15 protein-coding genes are annotated in these 17,030 nt (G+C 60.6%); 6 read left to right on the top strand and 9 right to left on the bottom strand.

Features of this window, described 5'->3' with window-relative positions:
• Positions 1 to 102: 102 nt before the first annotated feature.
• From R5H29_RS22070 to R5H29_RS22085, 4 genes are all read right to left on the bottom strand, one after another.
• Positions 103 to 741 carry a hypothetical protein gene (locus tag R5H29_RS22070; protein ID WP_332329854.1) on the bottom strand — a complete coding sequence of 213 codons (639 nt, stop codon included), beginning with the start codon at positions 739 to 741 and terminating at the stop codon, positions 103 to 105.
• A 44-nt stretch (positions 742 to 785) separates the two neighbouring features.
• The gene (locus tag R5H29_RS22075) at positions 786 to 4,133 is read right to left on the bottom strand and encodes an XVIPCD domain-containing protein (protein ID WP_332329855.1); all 3,348 of its coding nucleotides are present in this window, start codon (positions 4,131 to 4,133) and stop codon (positions 786 to 788) included.
• Between the two features lie 34 nt (positions 4,134 to 4,167).
• Positions 4,168 to 4,812, bottom strand: coding sequence for a DUF1629 domain-containing protein (locus tag R5H29_RS22080; protein ID WP_081284160.1), 645 nt, complete (start codon positions 4,810 to 4,812; stop codon positions 4,168 to 4,170).
• A gap of 188 nt (positions 4,813 to 5,000) precedes the next feature.
• Positions 5,001 to 5,378: a hypothetical protein gene (locus R5H29_RS22085; RefSeq protein WP_111177640.1), complete on the bottom strand. Its 378-nt coding sequence runs from the start codon at positions 5,376 to 5,378 to the stop codon at positions 5,001 to 5,003.
• Between the two features lie 167 nt (positions 5,379 to 5,545).
• On the opposite strand from R5H29_RS22085, the gene R5H29_RS22090 reads away from it, so the two are divergent.
• The 3 genes from R5H29_RS22090 (at position 5,546) to R5H29_RS22100 (ending at position 7,197) form a co-directional block, all read left to right on the top strand.
• Positions 5,546 to 5,761, top strand: a complete 216-nt coding sequence (locus R5H29_RS22090; RefSeq protein ID WP_186008963.1) for a hypothetical protein — start codon at positions 5,546 to 5,548, stop codon at positions 5,759 to 5,761.
• A 487-nt stretch (positions 5,762 to 6,248) separates the two neighbouring features.
• On the top strand, positions 6,249 to 6,614 hold the full coding sequence (locus tag R5H29_RS22095; protein WP_332329856.1) for a hypothetical protein: 366 nt from the start codon (positions 6,249 to 6,251) through the stop codon (positions 6,612 to 6,614).
• Positions 6,615 to 6,714: 100 nt separating this feature from the next.
• On the top strand, positions 6,715 to 7,197 hold the full coding sequence (locus tag R5H29_RS22100; RefSeq protein ID WP_332329857.1) for a hypothetical protein: 483 nt from the start codon (positions 6,715 to 6,717) through the stop codon (positions 7,195 to 7,197).
• Between the two features lie 152 nt (positions 7,198 to 7,349).
• Here the strand turns inward: R5H29_RS22100 and R5H29_RS22105 are convergent, their stop codons facing one another.
• Entirely contained in the window at positions 7,350 to 8,249 is a 900-nt protein-coding gene (locus R5H29_RS22105) for an endonuclease (protein ID WP_332329858.1), read from the bottom strand.
• Positions 8,250 to 8,417: 168 nt separating this feature from the next.
• On the opposite strand from R5H29_RS22105, the gene R5H29_RS22110 reads away from it, so the two are divergent.
• Positions 8,418 to 9,737, top strand: a complete 1,320-nt coding sequence (locus R5H29_RS22110) for a DNA cytosine methyltransferase (RefSeq protein ID WP_332329859.1) — start codon at positions 8,418 to 8,420, stop codon at positions 9,735 to 9,737.
• A gap of 172 nt (positions 9,738 to 9,909) precedes the next feature.
• Here R5H29_RS22110 and R5H29_RS22115 read toward each other — a convergent pair whose 3' ends face one another.
• From R5H29_RS22115 to aceE, 4 genes are all read right to left on the bottom strand, one after another.
• Positions 9,910 to 10,638, bottom strand: a complete 729-nt coding sequence (locus tag R5H29_RS22115; protein ID WP_332329860.1) for a hypothetical protein — start codon at positions 10,636 to 10,638, stop codon at positions 9,910 to 9,912.
• Positions 10,635 to 11,153 (bottom strand): hypothetical protein, encoded by a 519-nt coding sequence (locus R5H29_RS22120; RefSeq protein WP_332329861.1) that lies wholly within the window; start codon positions 11,151 to 11,153, stop codon positions 10,635 to 10,637. Before R5H29_RS22120 ends, R5H29_RS22115 begins: the two co-directional genes overlap by 4 nt.
• Positions 11,140 to 11,982: an AAA family ATPase gene (locus R5H29_RS22125; protein WP_332329862.1), complete on the bottom strand. Its 843-nt coding sequence runs from the start codon at positions 11,980 to 11,982 to the stop codon at positions 11,140 to 11,142. The genes R5H29_RS22120 and R5H29_RS22125 overlap by 14 nt, the downstream gene beginning before the upstream one ends.
• Positions 11,983 to 12,104: 122 nt before the next feature.
• Positions 12,105 to 14,792, bottom strand: coding sequence for a pyruvate dehydrogenase (acetyl-transferring), homodimeric type (gene aceE / locus R5H29_RS22130; protein WP_012478970.1), 2,688 nt, complete (start codon positions 14,790 to 14,792; stop codon positions 12,105 to 12,107).
• Positions 14,793 to 15,358: 566 nt separating this feature from the next.
• Between aceE and R5H29_RS22135 the strand changes: the two genes are divergently transcribed.
• Both R5H29_RS22135 and R5H29_RS22140 read left to right on the top strand, forming a co-directional pair.
• Positions 15,359 to 15,919, top strand: a complete 561-nt coding sequence (locus tag R5H29_RS22135; RefSeq protein WP_155028864.1) for a PadR family transcriptional regulator — start codon at positions 15,359 to 15,361, stop codon at positions 15,917 to 15,919.
• A 60-nt stretch (positions 15,920 to 15,979) separates the two neighbouring features.
• Positions 15,980 to 16,777 (top strand): siderophore-interacting protein, encoded by a 798-nt coding sequence (locus R5H29_RS22140; protein WP_332329863.1) that lies wholly within the window; start codon positions 15,980 to 15,982, stop codon positions 16,775 to 16,777.
• Positions 16,778 to 17,030: the final 253 nt, after the last annotated feature.

Below are 17,030 nucleotides of genomic sequence, written 5' to 3' on the forward strand. Positions count from 1 at the left end.
TGGCATAGGTGGGATGGGGGGCAGGTGGAGGACAAAGTTGAGGCCACGACTGGCATGCTGAATGTGTGAACCAGCCAGCAATCCAAGAAGCTGACTGCTTCGCTACTTGGGCCTGCGCAGGTAAGCAACCAGCAGTTCCGGCTGGTACGGCTCAAGCTGTGGCAGAGGGGCGTGCAGTTGCACTTCAACCCGGTATCGGCCCGGCGATGGATTGCGTGCCCATGCGAAGGCCAGCTGTGCATAGTTATCATCGGGTCGTTCCAGCCCAGCATTCTGCAGCGCCAGCACGTCAACATCGTCCAGCCACGCATTTGTCACTCGACCATCGGCGGGGATGGGAATTGTTCTGGCAGGTTCCCCAATGACCCATTCCAGCCGGTGCAAGGGCACGTCCTTCCATCCACTCGATTCCAGGCGCTGCATGGAAACCTTCGCCTGTAACTCGGACGCCCGAACATCGGCCAGTGCCCAAAACGCCGCGGTGTTATCCGTGCGGTCAACGCGAATGCCGATCATGAGCGTTGGAGAGGAATTTTTGCTGGGAGCAGCCACATCGAACTCGACCGTCAATGGTGCATCCATTGACGAGGTGGGCATGGCTCGCACAAGCGGCACCAGATCCGGACGATGGGCCGCTGCTATCGAGCCTGCGTCGCGAGCCGCCTCGGGTCGGCACCCCGTAGCCAGAAGAACGAGCAGTCCAGCGAGCATGCAGATCCGGCGCTTTCCTTGTGGCTTCATCTTCGGTCCTTTTCGCAGTTCGCCCAGTGCAGCTCACACGTTGATCATCCCCCGCTGGCCGCACGAATCTGGATGTCGTGCTGCACCCGCTGATCTTCCAGCTGCTGATCCATCTGATTCGCAAGCGCACGCTGATGCGCTTCACGGCTGACAGAGTCGAACTGTTGCAGTGACTCTTCAACTGATGTCTGCGCCGCCAGCTCCGTCGGCATCGCAGCGCGCTGATGCGCCGGATTGCTTGGCTCGCCCTGCACCACGAACAGCGTGTGCCCAGCCGGGTGTTCGCACGTAGCGTTGCTCACCAGCACATGGTCCACCCGCTCCAGGTCGTTGTCCTTGGCCAGTACCAGAAGGCTGGCCGTCATGCGTTCGCTGACTTCATCGAAGCTGCGGCCGTGCTTGGCGTCCAGCGCTTCCACGCCCTCGCGGATCTGCTGATACAGCGCGTGATCGGGGTGGCCGGGCTGCGTGGGGTCCTGCAGCGCCCGGTTCGAGCCCGATGCCTCATCCGGTGCGGGCGCGGCTGGCTCGGGGCTTGGCACTATCGTGGGCGCGGCAGGAACCGTGACAGCCGCAGTGACGGGCCGGAAGTCATCCGATGGAGCCGGTTCGGGCTCTGGCACGTGTTGTGCCGCTTCCTGCTCCAAAGGCCATGGATCGCGCGCAGGCTCAGCAGGCAGCGGCTCCTTGAACGGCACCGGCTCGACCTCCTGCCCTGCCATGTCCTGCTTTGGAGTGGGCGCAACCGCAGGCATCGGGGCCATCTTCTCCGGTTCCGCTGCCTGCTCTGTGCGCTGCGTGGGCACCGTCTGCGTTGCCGCTGCCAGAGGCGCGGCAGAGTGTGGCGTCGCACGCTCGGATTCGACCGGGTGCGCCTGCATCGGCCCAGCGGGCTCCGGCGTCTGTGAGGCGGTACGGTTTTCGGTGGGCGCCTCGCTGTTTGGATGGGGCTGAGGTTGGGGCTCCGCCTCACGCCGCGGCGGATCGCGCTGCTCGGCGTGCCGCTGAGGCGCGGGCTTGTCCTGTGCCGCAGGCGTAGGCGGTGGCGTGACCGCTACCGCGGGCGGCGCCGCCACAACCGTCGCAGGCGCGATGGGTTGCGCAGTCGCCGGCTCTTCAGGCCGCACTTCCACGTTACCATCCTGCTCGGATGGCTTGTCGCCATGTGCCACCTGCGCGGCTGCTCGTGCAGCCTGCCCTGCATCCACCTGCGCAGCACCCAGCCGATTGGCCTCCTGCAGTGCCTGCCGGTACGCCTCCTGCTCACCCGCCGACAGCGCAGCAATGCGCAGCTCGGGCGAGTCGGGCAACGGCGCCTGCTCATTGGCACGCGCGCGCACCTCATTCCATGCGGCCTGCAGCTCCTGCGTGCTGGTGGTCGCGACGGCGCGCGCCACGCCATCCTGACCCACTTGGTAATGGGTGATGGGCCGGGACGCGCCCGCGTTGCCCTCGGCGACAGGCCCCAGTTCCTGCAGCGTGGGACCCGTAATGCCGTGCTGCTCGCGCGTGCGTGCCGTGGCCAGGGCAATGGCCTGCTCCCATGCCGGTGACAGCGCGACGCCCGCAGCGTAGTAGCTGTGGCGCAGCTCGTTCTGGTTCACCTCCGCCGCAGATGGCAACGGTCGCGCGTCCAATGCGGCAATGGTCTGGTTGAACTGATCGAGCGACGGCTGCTGGATGGTGCGGGTCAGCTCCAGCTCCAGCGCCATGTTCCCCTGTGCGTTCTGGCCAGCATGGCTCCACTGCCCTGCTTCATCGCGCTGGTAGAGCTGGTTGTCCGAGCCCTGGATGGCGTCGGGCCTGGCACGCGCCTGCTCCACCGCTTCCGGCACCAGCGGCACGAAGTCGCTGGCGCGGGTAGCGGCGTAGGTCTCCAGGTAGCTGGCGGCAATCGCGGCCTTGCCGTTGGCGATGTTGTTCTCGATGCGTTGCACCGCCTCACGATTCAACTCGTTGGCGCGTTCGGGGCTGGCGGTCTGCGTCTCATACACACCCCGGTCGTTGGCACCGGACACGCCGATCTTGACCTGCCGCGTCCACTGTTCGGTCTGCGCATCGCGGTGCCAGTTGGGATTGTCCAGACGGCCCTCGCCGTCCTTCGCCGGGATGCTGAAAGGATCCTGCGGCGGCGGCGCCTTGCCCAGCGCCAGCTCTACCGCTTTTACATGGGCATATGCGCCCAGCTCGCGGGCCTTCTCGTAACTGGCGCCCACACTACGCTCAGCCGGATTGCCCAAGCCGTCGCCCGCGCTGTCCATGACCGCCTGACGCTGCCAGTTGCGGCCATCGAACTGCCATGTGACATCGGCCTTGTCGGTCTGCTGGTAGATGGCGCGGTTGTCGAGCAGATCGGCGCCCTTGTCGAACGCCTTGCTCATCAGCAGCGCATCACCCGCGACGATGGCCGCAGGGACGAAGCTGGACGTGCCGATCACCGATGCCGTGGCCATGCCACCGACCCAGCCACCGCCGTTGCGCGCCAAGGCATGGGTGAGCTCGGACTGGGCGGCGGTGCCATTGCCTTCTTCCAGCAGCTGCGAGGTTCGGCGGGCGGTGATGACGGCGTCGGCGCCGGAGGCGAGCAGGCCGCCGGAGCGGATCAGTTGGCTCGTGGAGGCCTCGCCGAGGAGGAGATCCATAGTGATGCCGCCTTGCTGCAAGCGAGGCGCACGAATGCGATAGGCAGCCTCCTCACCTAGCACTCGCTCCACTTTCAGGATGCCCGGCTCCGACATGACAATCCGACCAGATTGTTGCGCATCGGAGATTGCCGCCGACAAGCTGTTCCTCTGAAGCTCAAGATCACTTCCTTTAGTCAGCTTGGTGCCGAACTGATCATGGACATCCAGCAAGGCCACAATGCGCGATTCAGTTCTGGTGACTAGAAGATGCATTCGCTCGTCTGGACGCATGCCAGTCAACGCGCCGTACTGCGAAGAGTGGACCTGCGCGTAGCGATCGACATTCCCGAAGAATGCCTGCGTTCGCGGCCTGATGGCATCTGAATCCATGCCAAGAGGGGCGTTCGTGTAAAGATCACCGTTGACTAGGCCAATCGTCATCGTGTCGCGAAGGCCGTTGACCTGAGCTGCCACGCGCTGCATCGCAGCCACGTCACCGCGAAGCGCAGCTTGGCCGTCTGGTGATGCCTCGATCATCTCCAGAGAAAAGGTGATTCCGTTTTGATAGTCCTTGATCGGCCCCCCGCCATGAGGGGAAACACCCATGGCAGCAGCGAGCCTCTTGTCTGCCGGCATGTAGAGCAGGTTCTCGAACACATCCTTCTCAACGAGCTCTGCATCCACCAATGCCTGCAGAAAGTCGTTGTTATTGAAGGTTTGTTGCTCAAGCACATGGTGCTTCTGAAGAATTGGACTGTTACGCGGCATAGAGCGACCTCTTCCTTGAGTTCAATCAGCGGACTCAGATATCAGCTGCGTCCGTAAACGATAGTCCTCGCGACTCGCCCCTACCACCGATGCCGGCGGCCAGAACCGCATCGCGCAAAGCGCTGTCACAGAAAACCAGGTTCCCTGAGTACGGCGTTCGGAATATGTGCGCCTGGTTGATGACATCCTTTCGGAACGCCAGGGAACTTCCACCCCTGAGGTCGTAAAACTTGCCTCCGGGATAGCCCTCGTCGCGGACAACGCGGAGCTTTGACGCAGCTTCATCGACCGCATCGATCACTCGGGTCACATCGCAGAGGAAGTAGCGCGGCCCTTCAGATCCATTGGCGAGGCGGTATTCGCTCTCCGCAAACTCGAATCCGTTGGGATCGACAGAGACGAACGCGTTGCGCAAGCGCTCCGAGACGAGCCAGTAACCGCTCATCCCTCCTTCAAGATCTTCAGGAAGCCCCCCCTTCTTGGGTGAGTGAACCAACAGTGGTTTCTCTGCCAAAGGTGGAAATCCACCCCCTTCAGGACGTAGGATAAGCCGTGGAGGCGTGCGAAGTTTCTTCACATTCTCGAACACTACCCCGTGACCCTTTCCCCCTCGAGTGGTGTCCGGCATCAAGAGGAAGAATTCTCCGCGTCTGGGCTGAGTTGACTCCATTTGCTCCATGATATTCATCCCTTACAAAGTCCTAATTGCTAGCCTAAGGCCAACCTGAAAGAGAGGGAGGCGACCTCCTTTCATTTACGTGAAAGCTGGCACCACGCCTACCGCACTTTACCCCGGTGTAACCTGGCGGTCGTACATTCCCAACGCACCGAAGCTCCAAGAGCTGGCACTCCCCAACTTCAGCTCCGCTAGGCCAACACCAGATCCCCATTGATCAGCGCCACCTTCACCGTGTCCTGCAGCATCCTCACGGCCTCCACTGCCCGAACGGTAGAGCCTAGATCGCCTTCAAGCGCCCCCTGCCCGTCTGGCGATGCCTCGATGGCAGCCAACTGCTGCAACATGCCCTGTGTGTAGGCATCAATCGGCTCCTGCACATAGCGCGCGCATCCCAGCTCATCTGCGAACGCCTGCTCAATGGGCAGGTACAGCCAATTGGGTGCAGAGTTGATGTCGAACTCGCCCGCCGCCTGCAGATGGCGAAGCAGGTTGCTTCCCGCAACGATTGTGGGACCGATGATCAACTGAGAATCGAACAGCGCGTCATTGTCTTCGATGGCAGCCATGGGTCTCCTTTCCTATGGATGTTGCGATGGGTAACTACGGTACTCTTTTACTCTGGCATGCATTGGTACGCAATCGGACCACAATGAAATTGTGGGGACGGCCGACGGCGCGTCCTGCCGTGTGAGACACATCGCAGCCACGCTCCTCTTCTCACTGGAGGATGCCCATGATCAGAATCGACCCCACCTGGCTTGAAGCCTTCGACAAGGAGCTCCTCCACCTGTTCGCCATCGACCATCGCGATGCCGGCATGGATGAGTTCCTGCTGGGCTGCTACGCAGACCTTCCGCCTCGCGAAGCAGCACTGGCGTTCGGCAGCGACTACGACCTGGAGCGCGACGATGCGCTCTGGCCACGGCCGGGCGTGGCGCTGCAAAGTTAAGTTGTGTCGCAATCGGCACGCTGCGCGTATCAGCCCAGCGGGCTAGGTGTCGCTTTTGGGATCCTATACGGCTACAAACCGTACTTTTTGAAGCGCATCCGGGCGATAACTTAACACCGGCCGAAACCACTGCACCGCAAGGGTTCTGCCACACGCTCGCCATGCAACAATGCCGTAAGCGTCAGCATTTGCGGCCTCTGCGGCCTACGGTTTCTTGGCATCTCGCAGTCATGCGAGTACACCTTGGCGTGCCACCTCGCACTAGGTGGCGCGGGACTCGAAAACCCGTCTGAATACCCAGTGCTTTGCGCTTGCCAGTCGGCGTCATCCTCGGATGGCGCCGACTGGCAATCCGTTCGCGATCCATGGCGGGCGGTGCGTGGGGGTCCTCGGACCCGCCGGATTGGGTATTCACCGGTTTTCGAGACACGCACCGTCCGCCGCCTTTATCGGCGGCGTTGCTATCTGTCCTGTACGGAGCATTGCCATGAACACATCGGACTTCCGTTCCCTGCACGCGCAGTACGATCCGGACAACGCCGAACCCGAGCGCGGACCGTCCGTCGATCCCAACGCCTTCGTCGCCACGCTGCACCGCATCGGAACCGGTGCAGCTGCGGATGGCCAGCCTTGGCCGGAACGGCATCAACTGCCTGGGAGGTGCCTTCAGTTGGCGGACGCGGATTGCGCGCTGGCGGGCCTGCGTGTGGTGGCGGAGCTGATGCTGGCCGCAGAGCGGACCCGGCAGAACGGTGCGCCCGAGGAGTACCTGGGGGATCGGGTAATGGAGGGGTTGAAGTTGGCGTGTGTGGCGTTGACTGCGCAGGTGACTGAGCGGTTGCACGTGCGGTAGTAGAGCCGAAGGCTTGAACCTCATGTACTAGCCTGCGGGCTGCCGTCGCGGCCCATTCTCTATTCGCCTTCGATCTGCAGGACTTCCAATGAAGTCTCTGATGTACGCCGCTGTGTACTTGGCAGTGCTTTTAGGTACTGCGCTTGCCCACCTCCATCTGCCCAATGATGAGCTGAAGCTGAGGACCTACCCCAAGGTCTCTGCCGCTGAGTTCGCAGTGATGCGCGAGGACGCTTTGCGTCTGGTCGCTGAAGATACGGCGCTGGGTGTCGGACGCTTTGGGAATAGCTACTTTGAGCTTAGCTGTCGTGGCGAACCTGCTCTCCTGGTGGATAATTCGTTGGAGAAGCTTGTGATTGTGCTGTATGCAGGTGGGGAGATTGATGCCCCTTGCGATATTCCGATAACTCCGCATTGGAGTGAGCGGATCGTGCCTGGGATCGAGGCCAAGGTACTGGCGCCAAGGCTCTACAAAGCCTCTGACGTGCCCGGGACTTCGCAAGCGGACCGATCCGGCCCGCCTGCTTTCCGGGCTACATTGCTCGTCAGCGCGCCAAGGGCGATGGCGCTACACAATGACTAGGCCAGGGCAGCATTCTGCTGCGGCGACCGATATTCAACCCCGGCGACGCCGGATGTCGAGGTCAGCCATCATCGAATTGGGATCCGACCGTATTGTGTGTGGTAGCTGGCAACACAGAGTAGAGGGAGAACATCGGTCAAACCATCCACTGTTCAGATCTTTCGCCTGCCCGCGTAGATTGCCAAATCATCTGCCGTGATACTTGCCGAGGAAACCAGCTCATAGTGCTCCTCGGATACCACCTTGATTTCTTCATCCTGCACGGCAAGCTCAAACATCGCAATCTTGTTTGCATTGATGAACTGTGCAGAGACAGGCCTACAGACAAGACCAGGGAACTTCTCACGACAGCACGCGATATCCTGCTCTGTCTGCTGCCTCCCATGCTTATCTTTGCCACCCTTTGCTTGAACCGGGATTACATACTGGCAACCATGGCGATCCAGTCCTACATAAAGCTCATCAATTTCAATCTGGCCGATGTCCTTTACCGTCGTACGGAGGTGATTCTGAAGCGATGATGCTGTGATTCCCAGGAAGACATCCACCAACCGGTTGTAGCGAACCTTTGCAAGCAGGGCCTGTTCATCGCCAAGCGCGTGCGCCTGAATGATCTCTGGCGTTGCGTCAGGAATCTTCACAACAAGCTGATTCACCCTTGGCTCGATGGAAAGCGGGCGCTCTAGACGGAACTCGTACTTTGCACGACCCACGCTGTAGATTGCCCACTGCAGTCCAGCGGGTGCCGTTTGCAGAATGAGATCCGGAAGACTGTTCCGGTACTTGAACGAGTAGATGGTGTCGCCAAGGTTCTTCGGGAGGCGCACTCCTCGCTTGATCGCCGCCTTGTCGAGGTCTTCCCGCTCGAAGGGTACTCGCGTAACACCCGCCTTGTACCTTCTCAAGAAGATCTCTTCAATGAGCTCAGCGTAGAGATTTGGCTTTGAGGCTTTCCTGGGTGGACTCACAGTCTCTTCCTTTGTAGATCCGTTCAGCGTCGGGCTCAGGTGGCTCAGGCAGTTTGCGGCAGTAGCAACCGCCGACCTGGCCATGCTAGCTACTCTAGCCCAAGCACTTGCCCTGAGGCCAACTGTTCATCTTGTCGTTCTCAGGCTATGAGACGGCGCAAACCTAGGATCGCTCTGCGTCCCTCAGCCCCTACTACTGGGTTGACGCTTTTCCGATCGACATCGGACCGCGTCCGCTCTATAATTGGCACCATGACTAGACCCATCGGAATTGATCTCTTCGCCGGAGCCGGCGGCCTCAGCCTTGGCTTCGAGCAAGCCGGCTTCGATGTGGTGGCTGCTGTGGAGATTGACCCCGTCCATGCTGCGATCCACGCGTTCAATTTCCCGAATTGTGCGGTGATTCCCCGCTCGGTGACGGATCTGACAGGTGATCAGATTCGTGCCGCAGCTAAGGTTGGGGACCGCAAGATCGACGTCGTGTTCGGCGGCGCGCCCTGCCAAGGGTTCTCCCTGATGGGCCAGCGTGCGCTCGACGATCCGCGCAACTCCCTGGTGAAGGACTTCGTTCGCATCGTCCGCGAGCTCGATTCGGACTACTTCGTCTTTGAGAACGTGAAGGGGCTGACGCTGGGCAAGCACCGCCGCTTCCTAGAGGAGCTCATTGAGGAATTTGAGGCTGCGGGCTATGACGTGGTCACTGAGTGGAAAGTGCTGAACGCCTATTCCTACGGTGTTCCGCAAGATAGGCAGCGACTGTTCTTGATGGGTGCCAAGCGCGGGCTGACGGTGCCCAGCTATCCAGTCGCACTCACGGCGAAACCCGGGCTGAAGGATTCGAGCCTTCCTTCAGGCCCCACCTGCAAGGACGCCCTGGACGATCTTCCGGATGCCGAGCGGTTCCAGGAGTTGAATGTCACTGACGAAGTTCGGATCAGGAAGACAGGCAAACCCAGTGCGTATGCGTCGCTGATGCGATGCGACGGGATGGATGGCTGGGCGTTCGGATATCGCCGAGCCTGGGATCCGGCCGTGATGACGTCCAGCATGCGCTCCAACCACAGCGATATTTCTCGCGGGCGCTTTGCAGAAACCGTTCCAGGCCAGGTTGAGCCAATCTCTCGTTTTCTCAAGCTGCCGCCAAAAGGGGTCAGTAATACGTTACGCGCGGGCACGGACTCGGCACGTGGCGCATTCACGAGCCCACGGCCTATCCACTACAAGTGGAACCGGTGCGTCACCGTCCGTGAGATGGCGCGTCTGCACGGCTTCCCGGACTGGTTCCGTTTCCATGAGACTAAGTGGCATGGCGCTCGCCAGATTGGCAACTCAGTCCCGCCGCCGTTGGCGCGTGCCGTGGCTTCGGAAATTATGAAGGCTGCTGGACTGCGCCCCATTCGGCCGAAAAAGTTGGTGGAGCTTGGCAGTAGGGAGTTGCTGCGCATGACCCTTGCTCAAGCGGCCACCTATTGGGGTATCGTCAGCCCGATTGGCCAGCGTGATAGGAAGAGCGGAGCGCGAAAGACGAAGCAGAGCGTACCCGATCCTGATCAGCTGACCATCCAAGTCTAGGCCGGACAAAAGACTTACCCATATCTTTTCTTCAATGCGGACCAATCAGCGGACTAGCTGGTGATTAGCCTGCAACCTAAGCATGCCCGAGATATGGAAGGCCGCTAGCACTCCCCACTTTCTGAAAGCGCACGCTCCGACCATGCCCTTGACGGAGTGCGCCCGGCGCCATCTACGAATCAATGCTACCAAGCGCGCTAAGACGAGGACCTGCTGGTAAAGCATCATCCAGAAGATCCCTGGCACGTGGAGGGGCCGAGTTGTAAATAATCGCATTATTATCAATCAAAATTGATAATGCCGATCCCACGATCTTCTTGTGATATTTTGCAAACGATGAGAGCTTCTCCGCATTATAGACTGGGAAGTCAGCGAACGCATATATTCTCCCCATGTGGCCAGGCGTGGCAGTATGAGCATACCCACAGAGCTCACCGTAACAAGCTTTGAGATCATCGAAGTATTTCTTTCTCGCACCTTCATAGACGTTACAGTCAGCCGCAATCTCAAAAAGCCTGAATACGCTTGTAGTCTCTAAAGCTTCCGAGTTGACGTTCCCAGCGCCCGCGCGCACGAAGACCTCCACTGCACTCCGAAGAGTCACGTGAGCAGGCTTATAGAGGCCGTGGTATGCCGAAAACGCTGACGTGACAATGTCTGAAAAAAATTCGTCGAGAAGCATCCTCTGCATGCTCTCCGGCTGAAGCGGCCTGTCCCCCATGACCATCATATTCTTGTCTACAGCACGCCTAGCGGACGCCCATACCTGAATCGCACAAAGCGTGTTCTTATGAACATTCTTCGCGACAGCCTCGTTTTCTGTTAGCAAACCGTCTGAGAAGCGATACTTTTCGAAATAGGCCCTGAGTCTCGCATAGTCAGCCTGAGCAAATCGACTCATCCCCGGAGAAGCTCCTGAATTGTTTCATTCCAAGAGAAGGAGCCCGCCTTGCGCTTCTCCAGCATAGAGTTCCGCGTTTCCTTATTGCCGACCAGCTTTTCCAGCGCCCGAACAAGATCCGTTAACTGCTTTTCATCAAGAAGATCCGTCTCACATACTATTTTGCCAATTATCTCAAATCGAGCTCGCTTTTCAGCTTTTATCTCGATCTTCAACGCAACATTCGAGAAATCCACGATGTCGTCGTTTGAGGGAAACAAGTCGCGATCAAGAAATAGCCGAGGAAGGGCTCCGATCAAAAAATGCTTGTTTGGATCACTAGACCTGTAGCTGGCAACTACCGAGTCTTTCCTTGAGTCAGAATCCTCAACAAGTTCATTTACAACATCCAATACGGCCAGGAAATTCTCGGCGCGATTGTGCTTAAGTAGAAAGATGAGGTCCTCAAGTGCCATAGCAGCGCGCTTGAGGCGTTCTGGAGAAATTGAATCCCCCCGCGACTTAAGCCTCTTCATTGATTCTCTCCATTATCTGCTTAACCACTTGCTGCAATTTTTGCCTAAGATCGTAATCATCCATTTTCAAGATGTAAGGCTGAGTCAATTGATTCCTTGCCAGCTCAGTACGTTTCGGTATATGCGAACTAAAAAGCTTCCCCTTCCAAAGGGCGTTCCCATTGAGGTTTTGCTTAGCGGTTGAGAATATTACGCTATCGGGCCGATCAACCGCAGTAAAAACGACACCAAGACAGATGATTGATAGGTCGTAAGTCTTCTTTCTTCGCTCAATTATCGAACGAAGAAGGTCAATCCCAATCATCGACAAAGGATCCGGCTTAACGGGTATTACATAGTAGTCCGATGCAATTAGGGCGCTCGTCATCCAAATTGATGGTGTGGGAGGTGTATCCACAATCACATAATCAAACTCTTTTGGACGAAGATTCTTATCGATGAATCTCTTCAAAGAAAATTCACGCCCCTCCCCTGCAACCATCTCAAGCCTGTAAAGCTCAATATTGCCCGGGAGAGTCCAAAGCAGATCTCGCTTAATCAAGTCAAGATCTTTCAGCTCTTTTGGGACGCTGTCCGCGGCTCCAGTGACCACACTTGCGACTGTCTTCACTTCAGAATCGAATACATCGAGAACTGTGTCTCGCCCGTCCCTAATAATTTCCACGTAGTCCGGACCCGAGAACAAGCACTGGGTCATATTGAACTGGGGGTCAACGTCAAGCACCGCCACCTTCTTATCGTGAATCCTAGCCAGGCAGTCCGCAACGTTCAGCGCGACAGTGGTCTTTCCGACTCCGCCTTTCATATTTACAAAACTTATGACTTTCATCCATTCACCTTAATCTACATTCCATTATTGAACTAGCCGATCAACGAACTGGATTCCACTTATAGCAAAAGGGGGCGATCACTTAGATCACCCCCCGCTGCTAGTCTCTCACACTAATTTAATCAAACCCCAACAGGATTAGCCTTCTCCGGATCAATCTTGTACTGCTTGATCGCCCGGGCCACATCCTTCGCGGTCATCTTCCCTTCCTTCGCCAGCGCCGCAATCGCGGCATGCGCGATGTAGTAGCGGTCAACCTCAAAGAACCGGCGCAGGTTCGCACGCGTATCCGAGCGACCAAACCCATCCGTACCCAGCACCGTATAAGACATCGGCACGAACGCACGGATCTGGTCCGCATACGCACGCACGTAGTCGGTGGCGGCAATCGCCGGGCCCTGGCGGCCTTCCAGCAGCTCGGTCACGTACGCCTTGCGCTGCTCACCTTCCGGATGCAGGCGGTTGGCACGTTCCACGTCGAAACCATCGCGACGCAGTTCGTTGAAGCTCGGGCAGCTCCAGATATCGGCGGTCACGCCGAAGTCCTTGTCCAGCAGCTCGGCCGCGGCAATGGCTTCGCGCAGGATGGTGCCCGAACCCAGCAGCTGCACGCGCAGCTCGCCCTTCTTCGGCTTGCCGGCGTCGGTCAGCAGGTACATGCCCTTGACGATGCCTTCGGCCGCGCCTTCCGGCATTTCCGGGTGGGTGTAGTTCTCGTTCATCAGGGTGACGTAGTAGTACTCGTCCACCTGGTCTTCCATCATGCGCTTGGTGCCGTGCTGCAGGATCACCGTCACTTCGAAGCCGAAGGTCGGGTCGTAGCTGCGCACGTTCGGGATGCCACCGGCCACCAGATGGCTGAAGCCATCCTCGTGCTGCAGGCCTTCACCGTTCAGCGTGGTGCGGCCGGCGGTGCCACCCAGCAGGAAGCCGCGGGTACGCATGTCGGCGGCCTGCCAGGCGATGTCGCCCACGCGCTGGAAGCCGAACATCGAGTAGTAGATGTAGAACGGCAGCATCGGCACGTTGCTGACCGAGTAGCTGGTACCGGCGGCCATCCACGAGCTGATCGCGCCCGGCTCGCTGATGCCCTGCTGCAGCACCTGGCCGCTCTGGTCTTCGCGGTAGAACATCAGCTGGTCCGCGTCCACCGGCTTGTACTTCTGGCCGAACGGCGCGTAGATGCCGATCTGGCGGAACAGGCCTTCCATACCGAAGGTACGGGCTTCGTCGGCCACGATCGGCACGATGTGCGGGCCCAGTTCCTTGTCACGCAGGGTGATGTTCAGGCTCTGCACGAAGGCCATGGTGGTGGAGTAGCTGCGCTCGCCGCTGCTCTTCAGCAGGCGCTCGTAGGCTTCCAGCTTCGGTGCCACGAAGGTCTTGTCAGCCTTGCGGCGGCGCTGCGGCAGGTAACCGCCCAGCGCGGCACGGCGTTCCTGCAGGTACTGCACTTCCGGCGAATCCGGGCCCGGGTGGTAGAACGGCACCTGGCCGTCGGCCAGCTGCGCGTCGGTCACCGGAATGTTGAAGCGGTCGCGGAAGTGGCGCACCGCTTCGTCGTCCAGCTTCTTGGTCTGGTGGGTCGGGTTCAGTGCCTCACCGGCGCTGCCCATGCCGTAACCCTTCACGGTCTTGGCCAGGATGACGGTCGGCATGCCCTTGGTGTTCACGGCCTGGTGGTAGGCGGCGTACACCTTGTGCGGGTCGTGGCCACCACGGTTCAGGCGCCAGATGTCGTCGTCGCTCAGGCCGGCGACCATCGCAGCGGTTTCCGGGTACTTGCCGAAGAAATGCTCGCGGGTATACGCGCCGCCGAAGGCCTTGCAGTTCTGGTATTCGCCGTCGACGGTTTCCATCATCAGCTTCTTCAGGACGCCATTGGTGTCCTTGGCCAGCAGGGCATCCCAGTAACCGCCCCACAGCAGCTTGATCACGTTCCAGCCGCCGCCACGGAACACGCCTTCCAGTTCCTGGATGATCTTGCCGTTGCCGCGCACCGGTCCGTCCAGGCGCTGCAGGTTGCAGTTCACCACGAAGATCAGGTTGTCCAGGCCTTCACGGCCGGCCAGGGCGATGGCACCCAGGGTTTCCGGCTCGTCGCTCTCGCCGTCGCCGATGAAGCACCAGACCTTGCGGTCGGACTTCTCGATCAGGCCACGGTTTTCCAGGTAGCGCATGAACTGCGCCTGGTAGATGGCGGCCAGCGGGCCCAGGCCCATCGACACGGTCGGGGTCTGCCAATAGTCCGGCATCAGCCACGGGTGCGGGTACGAGGACAGGCCACCGCCGTCCACTTCCATGCGGAACTTGTCCAGCTGCTCCTCGCTGATGCGGCCTTCCAGGAAGGAACGCGCGTAGATGCCCGGGGCGCTGTGGCCCTGGATGAACAGCAGGTCGCCCGGGTGGTTCTCGCTCGGGGCGCGCCAGAAGTGGTTGAAGCCCACGTCGTACAGGGTGGCGCCGGAGGCGAACGAGGCGATGTGGCCGCCCAGGTCACCCGGCTTGCGGTTGGCGCGGACCACGGTGGCCATCGCGTTCCAGCGGATGATCGAACGGATGCGCCATTCCAGCTCGGCGTTGCCCGGGCTCTTGGCCTCGAACTGCGGCTCGATGGTATTGACGTATTCGGTGGTGGGAGAGAACGGCAGGTAGGCGCCCGAACGACGGGTCAGTTCCACCATGCCTTCCAGCAGCTGATGCGCGCGCTCGGAGCCCTCGACATCAATAACGGCCTTCAACGACTCGATCCACTCCTGGGTTTCCACAGGATTCGGGTCGTTGTTCAGCACCTCGTTCAACCAGTTCATTAGCGCTCCCATAACCGCACGCACGCGCGCGACTGTTGTATAGATTTCTAGACCGCAAAGTGTAGCGCACCAAGGGCTTTCGTCACTTGGCTACGCAGGCGTATGGATGCATGCGGCCAGTGTCCGCAAGGCATGTCCCGCCCTGTCCAGCAGCAGGACAGGCCCCTGTTTCCGGCCGCTACGGCCTCCTGCGGCCGGTGCCCCGCTGTCGCATCAGGACCGCTGCGTCCATGTGCAGGACGCAGTGTTACTGCGGCCGATGACGGTTGTGGGGCAGGTTTGGTGTCGGGGTCGGCCGCTTCCGGCGCCGGGCACTGAACCGGCGGAAACATGCCGCATCCGGCACTGGAAGTGCGCCGCTGGCGGCCGCAGGGTAGAGACCGAGTGCTGGCCCCAAGGCCCCGCTCCCTTCCACAGTTGCTGCCGGGGCGCCCTGCAAAGGGCGCCCCGTTTCTGCGCGCGCCGCCCGCCGTGGCCCAAAACAGACCCGCTTGTGGCCGGATCGAGTGTTGTCGCTTTCGACATATCGATATATCGTTTGCACACTCGTTTACCGATATATCGAAATGAGCCGTACCGCTTCTGCCAGAGCCCGTTCCACCGATCCGGATGTGCCACGCCGCAACGGCCAGCCGCGCGTCCTCAGCCGCGGCGACCTGCGCCTGCTGGTGCTGGCCCTGATCGGCGAGCAGCCGCGCCATGGCTACGAGCTGATGCAGCTGATCAGCAACCAGTTCATGCAGGCCTATACGCCCAGCGCCGGCACCATGTACCCGCTGCTGGCCAGCTTCGAGCAGGCCGGCTGGATCGAGGCCGAGGAAGTGGACGGCAAGCGGATCTTCCGCATCACCGCTGCTGGCGAGTTCGAGCTGAAGGTGCAGCGCACCCAGGTACGCCTGGCGCAGCGGCGTGCCTTCGACCGTGCCCGCGAGATCACCAAGGCTTCGCTGCCGCCGCCGCTGGCCACTGCCCTGCGCGAGTTCAAGCGGGCGCTGGTGCATCACCACGGCCGCTGGGCCGAGGGCGAGGCGGACGAAGTGGCGGCGCTGCTGACGCGGGCCTCGGCCCTGCTCAACGGTGCCGCCGGTAGCGAGCAATCACCGATTTCAATGACCCAGCCAGACTGACTCCAGCCAGGTCTTCCCCATGCCGCGCGCCCCCGCGCGACACCTTTACAGGTAACCCCCATGACCGAACACAACAACACGCGCCTGCGCCTGGATGTGCGCTTCCGTGAATTGACCGTGCTGCGCACTGAAGAGGTCACCCCGCGCATGCGCCGCATCGTGCTGGGTGGCGCAGAGCTGGCCGGTTTCGATTCGCCCGGCGCCGACGACCACATCAAGCTGTTCTTCCCCAACGCTGCGGGCGAGATGGTGCTGCCGGTGCTGACCGCCGAAGGCCGCAGCTACCCGGACGGCAAGGTGCCTTCGCCGTCGCGTGACTACACCCCGCGCTGGTGGGACCATGAAGCCGGCGAGCTGGCCATCGACTTCGTGCTGCACGACCAGGGCGTGGCCGGACCATGGGCCGAACGCGCACAGCCGGGCGACACGCTGGTGATCGGCGGTCCGCGCGGCTCGTTCGTGGTGGCCGACACCTACGACGCCTACGTGCTGATCGGCGACGAGACCGCACTGCCGGCCATCGCCCGTTGGCTGGACGTGCTGCCGAACGGCGCCGAGGTGCAGGCCTTCATCGAAGTGCACGACGAGGCCGAGCGCCAGGACCTGCCGCAGTACGAGAACGTGCGCATCCACTGGCTGGAGCGCAACGGCTTCCCGGCGGCCAGCAGTACGCTGCTGGAAGACATGCTGACCGACTTCGAGGCCCCGGACGGCGATGTCTTCTACTGGATCGCCACCGAATCGCGCCGCGCACGGATGATGCGCAAGTTCATCGAAGGCCACCTGGGCGTGCCGCGCGACTGGATTCGTTCCACCGGCTACTGGAAGGCGCACCCGGACGAAACCGACGGCGATTGACCGGGCGGCCGGTGGGTGCGGGCCCTGCTTGGTGGGTGCGGACCGTTGGCCCGCACGCCCTTGACCATGTAGAGCCGAGCCCACGCTCGGCTGCTTTTCGCTCCACCCTCGCGTTACGCGCGATGAGCCGAGCATGGGCGCGGCTCTACAGGGGTCATCGGCGGCCATGCACATTCCCTGGTGGGTGTGGACCGTTGGTCCGCACGCCTTTGACTGTGTAGAGCCGAGCCCATGCTCAGCTGCTCTTCGTTCC

The sequence above is a fragment of the Stenotrophomonas sp. A3_2 genome (assembly GCF_036624925.1).
Taxonomy (GTDB): Bacteria; Pseudomonadota; Gammaproteobacteria; order Xanthomonadales; family Xanthomonadaceae; genus Stenotrophomonas; species Stenotrophomonas hibiscicola.